We start from the raw sequence: 14,174 nt of genomic DNA, 5'->3' as shown, positions 1-14,174 counted from the left end.
GTCAGGCCCCCACCCTCCGGATAACGCATACCACCGGCATACCGCAGGGATCATGAACCGTCACCACCCGACGACAACCCGAAATCCTCAGTAGCCGTTAGCCGTTAGCCGTTGCCCCTAGGGCCTGTTGGGAACGTGCTGGTGTGGTCCGGCTGCAATTTGCTGACCGAGCGGAGCTCCAGGCAGGATCTCGTGCATGGTTTCGGTAGTGCAGAACGTGGCGGTTGACTGTGTGGATGCCTACGAGCTGGCTCGGTTCTGGAGCGAGGCGCTCGGCTGTCCGCTGCATCCGGAGAGCAAACCGGGTGACCTGGAGACTGAGGTGATGCTGCCGGAGGGCCCGCTGCTGTACTTCAACCAGGTGCCAGAACCGAAGACGGTCAAGAACCGGATCCACCTGTGCCTGCGCCCCGAGACCTCGCGCGAGGAGGAGGTCGAGCGGCTGCTGAACCTCGGTGCCACCCTCGTCGCCGATCGCCGGGAACCCGATGGTGCCGGCTGGGCCGTCCTTGCGGACCCTGAAGGCAATGAGTTCTGTGTTCTCCGCAGCGAGGCCGACCGCGCAGCGATGTCTTCTTGAGGCTCACACACTCACGGTCCGGGTAGCTGGTCACAGCCATCAACGAACGGCTCTGACCAGTCCGGTCTGCGGCAGAAAACCCCAGAAAAACACGTTGGGGAGGATCCGCCTCACCTGCCACCCTGGCACGATGCTGTTCAAACTGACCGGCTCCAGCTGTTCGGGCAAGACCACGCTCGCCAACGCCGTGGGCGAACGGCTTGAGAAGTTCGTCGTGCACGACTTCGACGAACTCGGCGTGCCGGAAGGCGCCGACCGTCGATGGCGCAACCGCATGACCGAGATGTGGGTGCGTCGCGCGCTGGAGTACCAGGACCGCGGACTTGATCTCCTACTGACCGGCCAGTCCCCGCTCGGGGAGGTCCTGGCGGTGCCTTCGGCACCACTGCTGGACGGCATCGCGGTATGCCTGGTCGACGTGTCCGACGAGATCCGGCGCCGGAGACTCACCCACCGCGACCCCGGCCGGTGGGACCCGCCGGCGGTCGACGCCTTTCTCGGATGGGCCGACTGGCACCGCAAGCACGCGCGGGACCCCCGATACCGACCCGACGTCATCATCGACGACAGCTGGCCGGAGATGGCCTGGCAACACTGGACCGAGTGGACGGCCGACGACCGGCGATGGTCCACCCACCTGATCAACACCACGGACCAGCCCATCACCGACTCCGCAGACCAGGTCACGCAATGGGTCGCCGAACAACGCGAGGCCCTCCGATCCGGCCGCCTCGCACTGTCACGAGGCTGGTCAGATCAGACATCCTCCGAGCCCGACCCCACCTCTTGATCCACTTTCGCAACGGGCCCTAAACTAACCCTCGGACTCCGGACTCCGGACTCCGGACTCCGGACGCCGGACGCCGGACGCCGGACGCCGGACCTCCGACGCCGACGGCAAGGTCAGGAGGACTCCCGCACGACCAGCTCCGTCGGGAGGACCCGGCGCGACTCCTCGCCCTTCTCCCGCGTGCGGGTGGGACCTGCTCCGGACGCCTCCGCGATCTCCTGGAGCAGCATGCGGGTCATCGTGCGGCCCATCTCCTCGATCGGCTGGCGCACGCTCGTCAGGGGCGGGTCCATCAGGCGGGCCACCGCCGAATCGTCGACCCCGACGAGTGCGACGTCCCCGGGAACCCGACGCCCGGCCTCGCGCAGTACACCGCGCGCACCGGCCGCCATCACGTCGGAGGCGGCGAAGACCGCGTCCAGCCCCGGGTTGCGGTCCAAGAGTTCGCGCATCGCGAGCCTGCCGCCCTCCTCCGTGAAGTCGCCGGCCGCCACGAGCGACTCGTCGGGCGCGATGCCCGCCTCGGCGAGCCCCGCGCGGTAGCCGCCCACGCGCGCGCGGGCCACGTACATGTCGAGCGGCCCGCTGATGGTCGCGATCCTGCTCCTGCCCCGCCCCACGAGGTGGGCGACGGCCGCCCGGCCCGCACCGATGTTGTCGGAGTCCACGTAGGCGACGGGCTCGGCCTCGGAGCGCCGACCGTTCATGACGACCGGCAGCCCCAGCTGTGCTATCCGGTCGGGCAACGGGTCGTCCCCGTGGACGGATGCCAGCAGTACGCCGTCGACCCGCTGGGCGGCCAGATAGTGTTCGAAGCGCTGCCGCTCCGCCTCGGTCCGTACCAGGGTGAGGAGCAACTGCTTGTCCGCCTCGGCCAGTTCGGCACTGACTCCGCGGATCAGGTCGAGGAAGTACGGCTCCGCGAACAGCCGGGCCTCGGTTTCCGGGATGACGAGGGCGACCGCGTCGGTGCGGTTGCCGGCCAGGGCCCTGGCCGCCTGGTTGGGTACGTACCCGAGCTCCTCGACGGCGCGGGCGACGGCTGTCCTCGCCTGCTCGCTGACCCGCGGCGACCCGTTGATGACCCGGGAGACCGTGCCCCGGCCGACGCCGGCCAGGGCCGCGACCTCCTCCAGGGTGGGCCTGCCGTTGTGCCGTCCGCTCACGAAATTCCCCTCGTACGCCATCGCACTCCGCACGGGCGCCGGCCCGGTCGGCTGATCAGGTAAGACGGTGGATCCCGCCCCCTCCGTCCGCCGCGGAGACACGGTACGCCGAAGGGGATATGGGAGCGCTCCCACATTACCCTCGATCTCCTCCCGACGCCATGACCGTGTTCATCATCCGACGGGGCACACCCCGCGACGGGGGACGGAACGCCACCAGAAGCCCCCGTGTAATGAATTCGCGTTCATCTCTTGACACCCGCACCCGGCAGGCAGCAACCTTCCGGCAGCGACGTGGGAGCGCTCCCATCCAGGGGGGCGACAACGGCCTTCACCTCAGGTCCGGACGGGCCCTCGCCGAGCCGCGAACAGCCCGCCGGACCCCTGGCGCACAACCCTGGCGCACAACGAGCACCACCTTGGACGAGGAGAGTGGAATGCGCACTTCCAGCAGCAGACGCGGACACGGACACGGACGCCGTAGCGCGATCACCGCGGTCGCCGCGACCGTCGCCGTCGTGACCGGCGCGGCCCTGCTCACCGGTTGCGGCGGTGACGACGGCGGCAGCGACAGTGCGGCCGGTGGCGAGCAGATCACGCTGCGGATCGGGACCTTCGGTTCCTTCGGCTACGACAACGCCACGGGAGCCAAGCTCTACGCCGAGTACGAGAAGGCCCACCCGAACATCAAGATCGAAGAGTCGAACGTCGCCGACGGGCAGAAGTACTGGGACACGCTCAAGCTGCGCCTCTCCCGCGACAGCGGCCTCGCGGACATCCAGGCCCTCGAGGTGGGTTACATCGCGGAGGCGACCGGGCCGGCCCTGGCGGACAAGTGGGCCGATCTCGGCAAGACGGGCGGCACGGACCTCGGCAAGTTCCTCGACTGGAAGGTCAAGCAGGCCACCACGGGCGACGGCAAGGTCATCGGACTCGGCACGGACATCGGCCCGATGGCCATCTGCTACAACAAGGACCTCTTCACCAAGGCCGGACTGCCGACCGACCGCGCCGAGGTCGCCAAGCTCTGGGCGGGCGACTGGGCGAAGTTCATACAGACCGGCGAGACGTACAAGAAGAGCGCCCCGGAGGGGACCTCCTTCCACGACTCGGCGAGCGGTCTGTTCAACGCCGTGGTCTCCAGCGAGCCGGTGCAGTACGCCAACGCCAAGGGCGAGCTGGACTACCAGAACAGCCCCGGCGTGAAGAAGGCCTGGGACACCGCCGTGGCGGCGGCCCAGGGCGAACTGACCGCGAAGCTGCGTCAGTTCGATGAGAAGGGCAGTTGGAACGCGGCCTTCAAGAACTCGAAGTTCGCCACGGTCGCCTGCCCGAGCTGGATGACGGGCATCATCAAGGAGCAGGCCGGACCGGAGAACCAGGGGAAGTGGGACATCGCCGCGCCGCCCGTGGCCGGGAACTGGGGCGGCTCCTTCCTCGCCGTTCCGAAGTCGGGCAAGCACGCCAAGGAGGCGGCCGAGCTCGCCGCCTGGCTCACCGCCCCGGCGCAGCACGCCAAGGTGTTCGGCGTGAACGGCAACATTCCCTCCTCCAAGGACACGCTCACCTCGCCGGCGGTGCAGGACGCCAAGCTGGCGTACTTCGGTGACACCCCGGTCGGCCGGATCTACTCGGAGGCCGCGGCCGGGATCTCGCCCGCGCCGATCAGCCGGTGGGACGGACAGGTGAAGACCTTCCTCACCGACAACGGCATCCTCGACATCGAGCAGCGCGGCACCGACCCGGTGAAGGCCTGGGAGAACGTCAAGAAGCTGGTCGACGACAAGATCGACCAGTAGCTGGGGCAGCGTGACGGGCCGCCCCCCCCCCCCCCCGCCCCGGGGGGGGGGGGGGGGCCGGGCCCGTCGCCGTCCGCACCACCGCGCCTCCGACGCACCGCCGATGCACCTCCGCCGCTCCTCCCGAGCACTTCGGACGCTTCGGAGCTTCGGAGCTTCGGACGCTTCGGACACTTCGGACGCTTCGGACGCACCAGCACCGCATCACCGCACGCATCGACCTGGAAGGACGCCCCCGTGGCCACCTCCGTACGGGCGACCGGCAGCGGCTCCCCGCCGCCCTCCGCCCAGCCCCCGGGCCCCGGCGCCGGCACCGGCCCCGGCCCCCGCACGCAGCGGCCCACCGGCCGGAGCGGCTGGCGCAGCACGCTCTACCGCCTCGATCTGAAGGCGATCCCCTACGTCTTCGTCGCCCCCTTCTTCCTCACCTTCGCGGCCTTCGGCCTCTTCCCCCTGATCTACACGGGCTGGCTCTCGCTCCACCGGGTCGAGCTCGGCGGCAGCCCCCAGTGGAGGGGACTGGACAACTACAGCTCCCTGGCGACCAGCGAGTTCTTCTGGAACGCGCTCGCCAACACCTTCACCATCGGCGTCATTTCGACCGTTCCCCAGCTGCTGCTGGCCCTCGGCCTGGCCCACCTGCTCAACTACAAGCTCCGCGGACGGGGGTTCTTCCGCGTCGCGATCCTCGCCCCGTACGCCACCTCGATCGCCGCGGCGACGCTCGTCTTCGCGCAGTTGTTCAACACCGACTACGGCCTGATCAACACGGTCCTGGGCTGGGCCGGCTTCGAGCCGGTGGCCTGGGAGTCCTCCAAGTGGCCCGCACAGATAGCGATTTCGGTGATCGTGACCTGGCGCTGGACGGGTTACAACGCGCTCATCTACCTGGCGGCGATGCAGGCCGTACCGCAGGACCTGTACGAGGCCGCGGCGCTGGACGGGGCTTCGCGCTGGCGCCAGTTCCTCAGCGTCACCATCCCCTCCATCCGGCCGACGATCCTCTTCACCGTCATCGTCTCCACCATCGGCGCCACCCAGCTCTTCGGCGAGCCGATGCTCTTCGGCGGCAGCGTCGGCATCAGCGGCGGCAGCGGCAACCAGTTCCAGACGCTGAGCCTGCTCATGTACGAGAAGGGCTGGGTGACCGGCGCGCTGGGCCAGGCCTCCGCCATCGCGTGGGTCATGCTGCTCCTCCTCCTGCTCATCGGTGGCCTCCAAGCGCTGGTCTCCCGCTCGAACCGCAAGCGCAACGGCCACCGCGACCGCCAAGACCGCCAAGACCGCCGCGGCGCCACCCGTGGCGGCCACGGCCGCGACCGCAAGAACCCGGGGAGCTGACCTCATGGCTCACACACTCGACACGACCACCGCCAAGACCCCTCGCGTCCCGCGTCTGCGGCCGTCGGCAGGCCGTCAGCACCACGCGGGTCCACTGACGTACGTCCTGCTGGGCCTGGCCGCCCTGCTCTCCCTCTTCCCGCTGTACTGGAACCTCGTCGCCGCCTCCCACTCGGGCGAGCGCGTCGTCGAGGCCCCGGCCCCGCTCCTCCCGGGCCCCCGGCTCTTCGACAACCTCTCCTTCGGCTGGAACCAGGTCGACATGGGCGAGGCGCTGGTCAACACGACGGTCGTGGCCGGGCTGGTGGCCCTGTCCACCGTCCTGTTCTCCACCCTGGCCGGCTTCGCCTTCGCCAAACTGGCCTTCAAGGGCCGGGGCGCCCTGCTGGCGCTGGTGGTGGCGACCATGACGATCCCGCCCCAGCTCAGCGTGATCCCGCTGTACCAGATCATCACCGATCTGGGATGGGTCGATCAGCTCCAGTCGGTCGTCCTGCCCTCGCTGGTCGCCGCCTTCGGGGTGTTCTTCATGCGCCAGTACCTCATCGAGGCCCTCCCGGTGGAGCTGGTGGAGGCGGCACGGATGGACGGGGCGCACAGCCTGCGCATCATCTGGCACGTGGTGTTCCCGGTGGCCAGGCCCGCGATGGCGGTCCTGGGGATGCTCGTCTTCGTGCAGGCCTGGAACGACTTCTTCTGGCCGTTCATCGCGCTGACCCCCGACGGGAACCCGACCCTCCAGGTCGCCCTGGCCGGCCTCGGCGCGGGCAATCACACCGTCGACCAGGCCGTCGTGCTGACCGGTGCGCTCCTCTCCACCCTGCCGCTGCTGCTGGTCTTCGCCGTGCTCGGCAAGCACATCGTGGGCGGCATCACGGCCGGCGCCGTCAAGAACTGACGACGCTCTTTCCTCCCTCCCTCCCTCCGCCCTCTGTCCTCACGCACATCCTTCTGTCCTCACGCCCTTCTGTCCGCGCCCCGTCATCCGGCACGGCGTCATCCGGTACCACTTCATCCGGTGCCACTCCATCCGAACTTGCGTTGGGAGCGCTCTCCTATGACCGCGTCCGAGACCCGGCCCCTCACCACCGCCCGCACCTTTCCGCCCGGCTTCCTGTGGGGCACGGCCACCGCCGCCTACCAGATCGAGGGCGCCGCCCGCGAGGACGGCCGGACCCCGTCCATCTGGGACACCTTCTCCCACACCCCCGGCAAGGTCTTCGAGGGCCACACCGGTGACGTGGCCGTCGACCACTACCACCGGTTCCGCGAGGACGTCCAGCTGATGTCCGAACTCGGCCTGGACGCCTACCGGTTCTCCGTCTCCTGGTCCCGGGTCCAGCCGACCGGCCGGGGCCCTGCCGTCCAGCAGGGCCTCGACTTCTACCGCCGGCTCGTCGACGAGCTGCTCTCCGCCGGCATCGAGCCCGCCCTCACCCTTTACCACTGGGACCTGCCCCAGGAACTCGAGGACGCGGGCGGCTGGCCGGAGCGCGCCACCGCCGAGCGGTTCGCGGAGTACGCGGGCCTCGTCGCGGACGCCCTCGGAGACCGGGTGCAGCGCTGGATCACGCTGAACGAGCCCTGGTGCAGCGCGTTCCTCGGCTACGGCTCCGGGGTCCACGCCCCGGGCCGCACCGACCCGGTCGCCGCCCTGCGCGCGGCCCACCACCTCAACCTCGGTCACGGTCTCGCCGTACAGGCCCTGCGGGCCGCGCTGCCCGGGGGCGGCCAGCTCGCGGTCTCCCTCAACCTCCACGAGGTCCGCCCGTTGACCTCCTCGCCCGAGGACCTCGAGGCGGCCCGCCGGATCGACGCCGTGGGCAACCGGATCTGGCTGGGGCCGATGCTCGAAGGCGCTTATCCCGCCGACCTGTTGGCGGACACCGCGCATCTGACGGACTGGTCCTTCGTCCGGGACGGCGACACGGCCACGACCCACCAGCCGCTGGACCTGCTCGCCGTCAACTACTACACCCCGACGGTCGTCTCGCACGTCGCGAAGGGCGCGGAGAAACCGCAGGACGACGGCCACGGCAACAGCGAGCACTCCCCCTGGCCCGGCGCCGACGACATCGCCTTCCACCGGGCCCCGGGCGAACGCACGGCGATGGGCTGGGCGGTCGACCCGAGCGCGTTGTACGACCTGTTGACCCGGACCGCCGCCCGGTATCCCGGACTGCCGCTGGTCGTCAGCGAGAACGGGGCGGCGTACGAGGACGAGGTGGGCCCGGACGGCACGGTCCACGACCCGGAACGCGCCGGCTACATCCACGCCCACCTCGACGCGTTGCACCGGGCGATCGAAGCCGGAGTGGACGTGCGCGGCTACTTCCTCTGGTCGCTGCTCGACAACTTCGAGTGGGCGTACGGGTACGCCAAACGGTTCGGCGCCGTCCACGTCGACTACGAGACGCTGGAGCGCACACCCAAGTCGAGCGCGCGCTGGTACGCGGCCGTGGCACGGACGGGCGAACTGCGCGCTCCGGGCGACGTGTAGCCCCTGCGAGCCGCGCCGACGTGCGGCGAAGACGTTCCGTCGGCTGGAAAACCACGGCCGGTGCCTCTCCCACCCTGCGGGAGGGGCACCGGCCGCCGTGCTGTCCCCGCCGGCTGCGACACCGCGGGCGGATCCCACGGCGGTGGGCGCGGGCGCGGATGCGCGTACGCCAACTCGCCTGTGTGCGCGCCCTGATGACCGCCTCGGGCCCGTCCCCCCTCGATCTTGCTCCAGGTGTTCCCCTCACGCCGTGACGTGGGCTAACTTCTGACCGCGCCTCCCCCACCCCCCTCTCACTCCACCATTCTGAGCTCCAGGCGGATCGTCATGAGTCGAACCATCACGTTGCGTGATGTCAGCAAGAGGTACGAGCGGAACTCCTACGCCGTCGAGCGCGTCTCCCTCACCGTCGAGCCGGGCGAGTTCCTGGTTCTGCTCGGGCCTTCGGGCTGCGGCAAGTCCACTGTCCTGCGCATGATCGCGGGGCTGGAGGACATCACCGAGGGTGCGTTGTTCCTGGACGGCGAGTACGCCAACCACACGCCGCCGAGCCAGCGTGACATCGCGATGGTGTTCCAGAGTTTCGCGCTGTATCCGAACATGACGGGCCGGGCCAACATCGGCTTTCCACTGAAGCTGCGCGATCCCCGTGGTGATCACGACCCGCAGGTGGAGGCGACGGCCCGGATGCTGGGCATCGAGGACCTTCTCGACCGCTTTCCGGGACAGCTCTCGGGCGGCGAGCGCCAGCGGATCGCGATGGGCCGGGCCATCTCGCGGCAGCCGTCGGTGTTCCTGATGGACGAGCCGCTCTCCAGTCTGGACGCGAAGCTGCGCAGTCATCTGCGGGCCGAGATCTCGCGGCTGACGGCCGAGCTGGGTGTCACCACGGTCTACGTGACGCACGATCAGTCCGAGGCCATGTCCCTGGGACACCGGGTGGCGGTGATGCGGGGCGGTGTCCTGCAGCAGGTCAGCTCGCCGCGTGACACCTACGCCCTGCCGGCGAACGTGTTCGTGGCGGCGTTCATCGGGACTCCCCGGATCAGCCTGCTCCAGGCGGTGGTCCACGCGCCGCTGGGCGGCGGGATGTCGGTGGATCTGGGACGGCATCGGCTCCCCCTGCCCGAACCCCTCAGTACCGATCACCAACTGCTCCGGATCCAGCAGGAGCGGCCGATCATCGTCGGCCTGCGTTCGGAGGCGGTCAGGATCGCACCTCCGAGCCAGGCGCTGCCGGGCGAGGTGGCGATGACGGGCATCGTCGAGCACGTCGAGTACCAGGGCCACGAGGCGCTGGTACACGTGGACACCGGTTCACGCCCCGCGGTCGTGCCGGACCTGGAATCGGCGAGGCACCCGGCCGCTCCCCGGCGCAGCCACCGGCAGCAGCAGAGCGGCTTCGGCCGGCTCAGGGACCGGGCCATGGAACGGCTGTCCGGTGCGGTAGCGGTTCTGGAGACGCCGCCGGAACCGGCGCGGGACGCCGACGTGAACGCCGCTCCCGCAGGGCGGGGGACCGTGCGCAGCGACCTCGTGGTGCGCACGGGACCGCACGTCCGGGTGCGGGCGGGGGCCCAGATCCCGCTGCTGGTGGATCTGGGACAGCTGTACGTGTTCGATCACGCGGGGCGCCGGATCTGCCCGGCACCGGACGGGCTTCCCTCACTGGAGACGTGACCCGCCCCGTCCGCCCCGTCCGCGCCGTCCGTGACCGTGTGCGGTCGGATCTGGTCTGCTCGGATCTGGTCTGCTCGGATCTGCGCAGGTCAGGTCACAGGAAGCGGCGGATGGGCTGCACGGCCAGTTCCCGGGCGCGCTGGAGGGCGGGGCGCCTCTTCCAGCGGCCTTCCTGGATGAGCTCGCTCACGGCGATGTCCTCGTCGAAGTGTCCGTCGAGGACGCCGGTGAACCGCTCGTCGAGGACGGCGAGCATGACCTCCTCGTCGTGGTCCAGGGAGCGGCGGTTGAAGTTGGTCGAGCCGATCAGTGCGGCGACGTGGTCGACGGTGATGACCTTGGCGTGCATCATCGTCGGCTGGTACTGGTAGATCTTCACTCCGCAGGAGGTGAGGTCCTCGTAGTGGTGCTGGCCGGCCAGCTGGCACACGCGTTTGTCGGTGTGGGGGCCCGGGAGCAGGATCTCCACCTCGACCCCGCGCCGGGCGGTGGCGCAGAGCAGCTCGATGAAGTACGTGTCCGGCGAGAAGTAGGCGGTGGACAGGCGGAAGCGTTCCTCGGCGGACTCCAGCATGACCCGCATCAGCGTCTGCATGTCCTGCCAGCCGAAGCTGGCGGAGCCGCGCACGACCTGGACGATCGCGTCGCCCTGCGGGCGGTGGTCGATGAACCGGTCGCGGTCGTCGAAGAGTTCGTCGTGGCACTCGGCCCAGTTCTGCGCGAACGCCGCGGCGATCCCGTCGACCGCGGGTCCGCGGACTTCGACGTGCGTGTCGCGCCATTCGTTCTCGTTGCGCGCGTCGCCGCACCATTCCTCGGCGATCCCGACCCCGCCCGTGAACGCGGTCTCCTCGTCGACGACCAGGACCTTGCGGTGGCAGCGGTGGTTCTGCTTGAGAGGGGAGAGATAGAGCGGCTTGCGGAACCAGGCCACCTGCACTCCGGCCTTCTCCATCTCGTCCAGCAGCTCCCTTTCGATCAGGCGGCTGCCGAAGCCGTCCAGAAGCAGCCGGACGCGCACGCCGGCGCGAGCCCGCTCGGCGAGTGCCCGCGCGAAGTCGCGGGCGATGTCGCCCTTCCAGTACACGAACGTCATCATGTCCACCGTGTGCCGGGCGCGGTGGATGCCGGCCAGCATCGCGGTGAAGATCTCGTCCCCGTTGCGCAACGGGGTGAGCGCGTTGCCTTCGGTCGCCGCGATCCCGATCAGGCGTTCCAGGCGCCGCCGCAGCCGTGCCACCTTGACCTCGGCCGACGGCACCCGCAGTGGCTGAGGATCCTGCGCGGTCAGCCCGGCCGGCTCTTGCGTACTGGTCATGACGTCTCCTGGCCGGAACGCGAGAGTAAGTGACAGGCGCCCCGGGCCCGGTCCGGACCGAACTGAGGAGCGAGCCGACTGTACCGGGCAACGATCCCCGGGGCCGACCCCGGGCACGCGGGCGTCCCCTGTCGTCCTGCTCCCGGCCCGCGCGCGGCCCGCTACCGTCCCGCGCGCGGCCGGGAAACCGTCAGCCCTGGCAGAGGCCTCGGGTGTAGTCGTACGTCGCCGTGGCCTGGGAGTACCGCCACTGCGGGTCCAGCAGGTCGCTCTTCAGCTGTCCGGCCGCGGCCGGGCTCTCGACGACGTACCCGAAGTCCTGCAGCCAGGACGGGTACAGGTTCTTGGATCCGACGTAGAAGGCCGATCCGTCGACCGAGACCAGCTTGTGGTGCTGGGCGTACGGCTTGCCGTCCGCCCAGGTCGGCTGGTCGGAGGCGCGGAACGTCGCCAGCTGGAGGTTCTCGCACAGGGCCGTCCGCGCCCGGGCGCCGTCACCGGTCAGGGCCGTGAGCCGGCCGCGCAGGGCGTCGCTCACTTCGGTGAGCGACTTGATCTGCGAGTAGCCGCCGCTGCCGATCGTGCCGCGGTTCGCCGGGTCGCTCACCACGATGCGCACCTTCACCCCGGAGGCGAGCTTCGCGGCGAGGGCGTCGTAGAGGCGTACGTCGTAACGGGGCAGCGGCGGGCAGGTGGCGTGCACGTCCTGCTGGGAGATCTCGACGTGCGAGGTCGCGCTGGAGACCAGGGCGCGCAGGGCGCTCTCCTCCGGGTTGACGGTGTCGTAGTCCCGGTCGGCGTTGGTGTTGTCGTGTACCCCGATCCCGCACTTGGTGTCGCCGGCCGTCGGCAGGACCGGGCGGAAGGAGGAGGTGGGGTCGCTCTGCCGGATGCCCACGCCGAGGCCGCCGACGGCGAGTGCGGGCACGTTCCCGCCGCCCTGCGGGGAGGCGGGCCGGGGCAGGGAGGGCATGCAGTCCGCGCCGGGTGACGCGGCGAACCAGACCGCGCTCCAGTTGTTCTTGTTGTGACAGGTCCAGTCCCACAGGGAGTCCAGGTAGCGGCCCGCGGAGCCCGCGGCGGGCCCGGACAGCGCGAGGTCGACGTCGCTCACCGGATGGGAGGTCTCGAGGTAGTCGTCCTTCCAGCTGTTGATGCCGCCGGTGATCACCGAACTGCCGTCCACCACGACCAGTTTGGAGTGGTTCCAGGAGAAGGCGGTCTTCGAGGTGGTCATCGAGGCCACGTTGAGGGTGATGTTGCCCGCGGCGGCCGGGCCCAGCTTGGCGAGCACCTCGTCACGGTAGGCCGAGGGGATCACCGTGGAGTGGTAGAGGGGCGCGGCGCCCACCATGACGCGCACCTTCAGCCGGTTGCCCTTCTCGGCGGATTCCCTGAGGCCCGCGATGATCGCCTCTTGGTAGCCGCCGTTGGGGAAGGGCGCGAGCGTGGATATGTCCACCGTCTCGCGGGCGGCGGCGAGGTCCTGGCGCATCTTCTCCAGGAGACGGCGCGATCCGGGCCGGTCGGCGCACGCGGCATCGCCCCAGCAGCCGGGGGTCTGGAGCAGCCAGTCGGCGCCCCCGGGCCGGGACGAGCCGAGCCGGTTGCCGGAGGTGCGTTCCCAGACCGAGCCCTCCAGACCCGGCGAGACCTGGCGCAGGGTCTGCTCGACCGCGTCCAGGTGCGGTGTCGGGGCGTCCGCGGCGGACGCGGGGGCGGCGCCGAGGAGGGAGAGGCCGAGCGCGAGGGCCGATGTGGTGACGAGGGCCGTCGTGCGGACGGTGCGTGCCAATGTGGTTCCTTGACTGAGGGGGTGGCTGCGGCCGGGAGCGTGGTCGGCCACGGCCCCGACCTTGATCAACTCCGGCAAGTTACCAGTAGGTAGCCGCCCGTTCACCCACCTCGGTCGAGTTCCGGCCACACCGTCCCGGGCCGCCCACCTGCGGATCTCACGCCCGGCTACCGGTCCGCGCGACGGGCCGGGACCGGGTTCGAGGCGCGGCGTACGTCCTGATCCGCGCGGTCGCGGGACCCGTCAGCGCATGCCGCAAGGAACCACGTCAGACGTCAGGCTCAAACGTCAGACGTCAGACGTCAGACATCACACGTCACGCGTGAGGCTTCGGTAAGCGGCGCGGGCGGCGGCGAGGCGGCCGATGACGGTTCCGGTGCTCGCCGCCACCAGGAGACACCCGAGGCGCCCCACGTCGTAGCCCGTCGCCCACGTCAGCTCGCCCATGGGCGGCGTGGCGAAGCCGTTGAGGATCAGCCAGCAGACCAGGGCGGTACCAGGCGCCGCGCAGAGCCCGGCTCCCGTGCTCAGTGCGGCGACGAGGCCGCACAGCACCAGCAGGTCGACGGTGGGGCTCCCCTCGCCGTTGAGGTAGTTGAGGACGGTGACCAGGACGAGTGCGGTCACACCCGCGACGGCCCACACGGAAGGGGCCGCGACCGGGTTCGGCACGGGCCTGGCACCGGAACTGAGTAGCCGCCACTGCACCATGCGATCGCCTCCCGCCCTCCGTCCCCGCCGTGGGGAACTCGGACATGATGCCCGACTCGGGGAAGGGGAAGATCCGGGATCCCGGATCTGCCGACCGGGTGTACGGCGTCACGACCAGGGTCGGACGACCGCCCCGCGCTCGCGTCGCGGGCGGACGGGCGGAGGCCTCGACGCGCGGACGTCGCCCGAAACGGGCGGCGGAGGCGGGATGCCCGTCCTCACACGTGTGGCGTGCCGCGGCTGGTTTGCCGTGGCACGCCGTTCAGCTGGTGGCAGCTCGTGGCCCTCGCGGGTGCGGCTGCCGGAGGGGACTAGCGGCCGTGGTGGCGACCGCGGCGGCCCCAGGACTCGGTGTCGATGACGTTGCCGCGGTTGTCGCGGAGGGTGGCGGTGTCGCGCTCGTCCCAGATCTGGTGGCGGCGGTCCTGGTAGACGTCGCGGTGGGTGTCACGGCCCTGGCCGGTGTGGACCTTGACGCTGGAACGGCCGTCCAG

Annotated in this window: 11 protein-coding genes and 1 pseudogene; 7 read left to right on the top strand and 5 right to left on the bottom strand. The window is 70.3% G+C overall.

Translation table 11 applies throughout. The features are described 5' to 3' along the window. Positions 1-196: 196 nt before the first annotated feature. Together ACWF9Z_RS36025 and ACWF9Z_RS36020 are read left to right on the top strand one after the other, a co-directional pair. Positions 197-580, top strand: a complete 384-nt coding sequence (locus ACWF9Z_RS36025; protein ID WP_453609757.1) for a VOC family protein — start codon at positions 197-199, stop codon at positions 578-580. A gap of 130 nt (positions 581-710) precedes the next feature. Beyond that, on the top strand, positions 711-1,370 hold the full coding sequence (locus ACWF9Z_RS36020; RefSeq protein ID WP_453609755.1) for a hypothetical protein: 660 nt from the start codon (positions 711-713) through the stop codon (positions 1,368-1,370). Positions 1,371-1,483: 113 nt separating this feature from the next. On the opposite strand, the gene ACWF9Z_RS36015 is transcribed toward ACWF9Z_RS36020, so the two are convergent. Continuing rightward, entirely contained in the window at positions 1,484-2,557 is a 1,074-nt protein-coding gene (locus ACWF9Z_RS36015) for a LacI family DNA-binding transcriptional regulator (RefSeq protein ID WP_453609754.1), read from the bottom strand. 416 nt (positions 2,558-2,973) lie between these two features. Here ACWF9Z_RS36015 and ACWF9Z_RS36010 point away from each other — a divergent pair, with 416 nt between their 5' ends. The 5 genes from ACWF9Z_RS36010 (at position 2,974) to ACWF9Z_RS35990 (ending at position 9,856) form a co-directional block, all read left to right on the top strand. Further along, complete coding sequence (locus tag ACWF9Z_RS36010) at positions 2,974-4,335, top strand: ABC transporter substrate-binding protein (protein WP_453609752.1); 1,362 nt, start codon at positions 2,974-2,976, stop codon at positions 4,333-4,335. Between the two features lie 237 nt (positions 4,336-4,572). Further along, complete coding sequence (locus ACWF9Z_RS36005) at positions 4,573-5,676, top strand: carbohydrate ABC transporter permease (protein ID WP_453609750.1); 1,104 nt, start codon at positions 4,573-4,575, stop codon at positions 5,674-5,676. A gap of 4 nt (positions 5,677-5,680) precedes the next feature. Next, positions 5,681-6,574 carry a carbohydrate ABC transporter permease gene (locus tag ACWF9Z_RS36000; RefSeq protein ID WP_453609749.1) on the top strand — a complete coding sequence of 298 codons (894 nt, stop codon included), beginning with the start codon at positions 5,681-5,683 and terminating at the stop codon, positions 6,572-6,574. A gap of 159 nt (positions 6,575-6,733) precedes the next feature. After that, positions 6,734-8,176: a GH1 family beta-glucosidase gene (locus tag ACWF9Z_RS35995; protein ID WP_453609747.1), complete on the top strand. Its 1,443-nt coding sequence runs from the start codon at positions 6,734-6,736 to the stop codon at positions 8,174-8,176. Between the two features lie 327 nt (positions 8,177-8,503). Further along, complete coding sequence (locus tag ACWF9Z_RS35990) at positions 8,504-9,856, top strand: ABC transporter ATP-binding protein (RefSeq protein ID WP_453609746.1); 1,353 nt, start codon at positions 8,504-8,506, stop codon at positions 9,854-9,856. Between the two features lie 94 nt (positions 9,857-9,950). On the opposite strand, the gene ACWF9Z_RS35985 is transcribed toward ACWF9Z_RS35990, so the two are convergent. From ACWF9Z_RS35985 to ACWF9Z_RS35970, 4 genes and pseudogenes are all read right to left on the bottom strand, one after another. Then, on the bottom strand, positions 9,951-11,174 hold the full coding sequence (locus ACWF9Z_RS35985; RefSeq protein WP_453609745.1) for a phospholipase D-like domain-containing protein: 1,224 nt from the start codon (positions 11,172-11,174) through the stop codon (positions 9,951-9,953). Positions 11,175-11,364: 190 nt separating this feature from the next. Next, positions 11,365-12,969, bottom strand: coding sequence for a phospholipase D-like domain-containing protein (locus ACWF9Z_RS35980; protein WP_453609743.1), 1,605 nt, complete (start codon positions 12,967-12,969; stop codon positions 11,365-11,367). A gap of 309 nt (positions 12,970-13,278) precedes the next feature. Then, a complete protein-coding gene (locus ACWF9Z_RS35975) occupies positions 13,279-13,596 on the bottom strand; it encodes a hypothetical protein (protein WP_453609742.1) in 318 nt (105 codons plus the stop codon). A 395-nt stretch (positions 13,597-13,991) separates the two neighbouring features. Beyond that, positions 13,992-14,174 (bottom strand): annotated as a pseudogene (locus ACWF9Z_RS35970) (lamin tail domain-containing protein); the annotation flags it as partial.

Source organism: Streptomyces sp. NPDC054961, assembly GCF_053609145.1.
The sequence above is the reverse complement of the archived record's forward strand: the minus strand, read 5'-3'. Positions and strand labels throughout refer to the sequence as shown.

Coding starts and splice junctions, on each gene's coding strand:
- ACWF9Z_RS36025 (WP_453609757.1), top strand. CDS start 197: ATGGTTTCGGTAGTGCAGAACGTGGCGGTTGACTGTGTGGATGCCTAC.
- ACWF9Z_RS36020 (WP_453609755.1), top strand. CDS start 711: ATGCTGTTCAAACTGACCGGCTCCAGCTGTTCGGGCAAGACCACGCTC.
- ACWF9Z_RS36015 (WP_453609754.1), bottom strand. CDS start 2,557: ATGGCGTACGAGGGGAATTTCGTGAGCGGACGGCACAACGGCAGGCCC.
- ACWF9Z_RS36010 (WP_453609752.1), top strand. CDS start 2,974: ATGCGCACTTCCAGCAGCAGACGCGGACACGGACACGGACGCCGTAGC.
- ACWF9Z_RS36000 (WP_453609749.1), top strand. CDS start 5,681: ATGGCTCACACACTCGACACGACCACCGCCAAGACCCCTCGCGTCCCG.
- ACWF9Z_RS35995 (WP_453609747.1), top strand. CDS start 6,734: ATGACCGCGTCCGAGACCCGGCCCCTCACCACCGCCCGCACCTTTCCG.
- ACWF9Z_RS35990 (WP_453609746.1), top strand. CDS start 8,504: ATGAGTCGAACCATCACGTTGCGTGATGTCAGCAAGAGGTACGAGCGG.
- ACWF9Z_RS35985 (WP_453609745.1), bottom strand. CDS start 11,174: ATGACCAGTACGCAAGAGCCGGCCGGGCTGACCGCGCAGGATCCTCAG.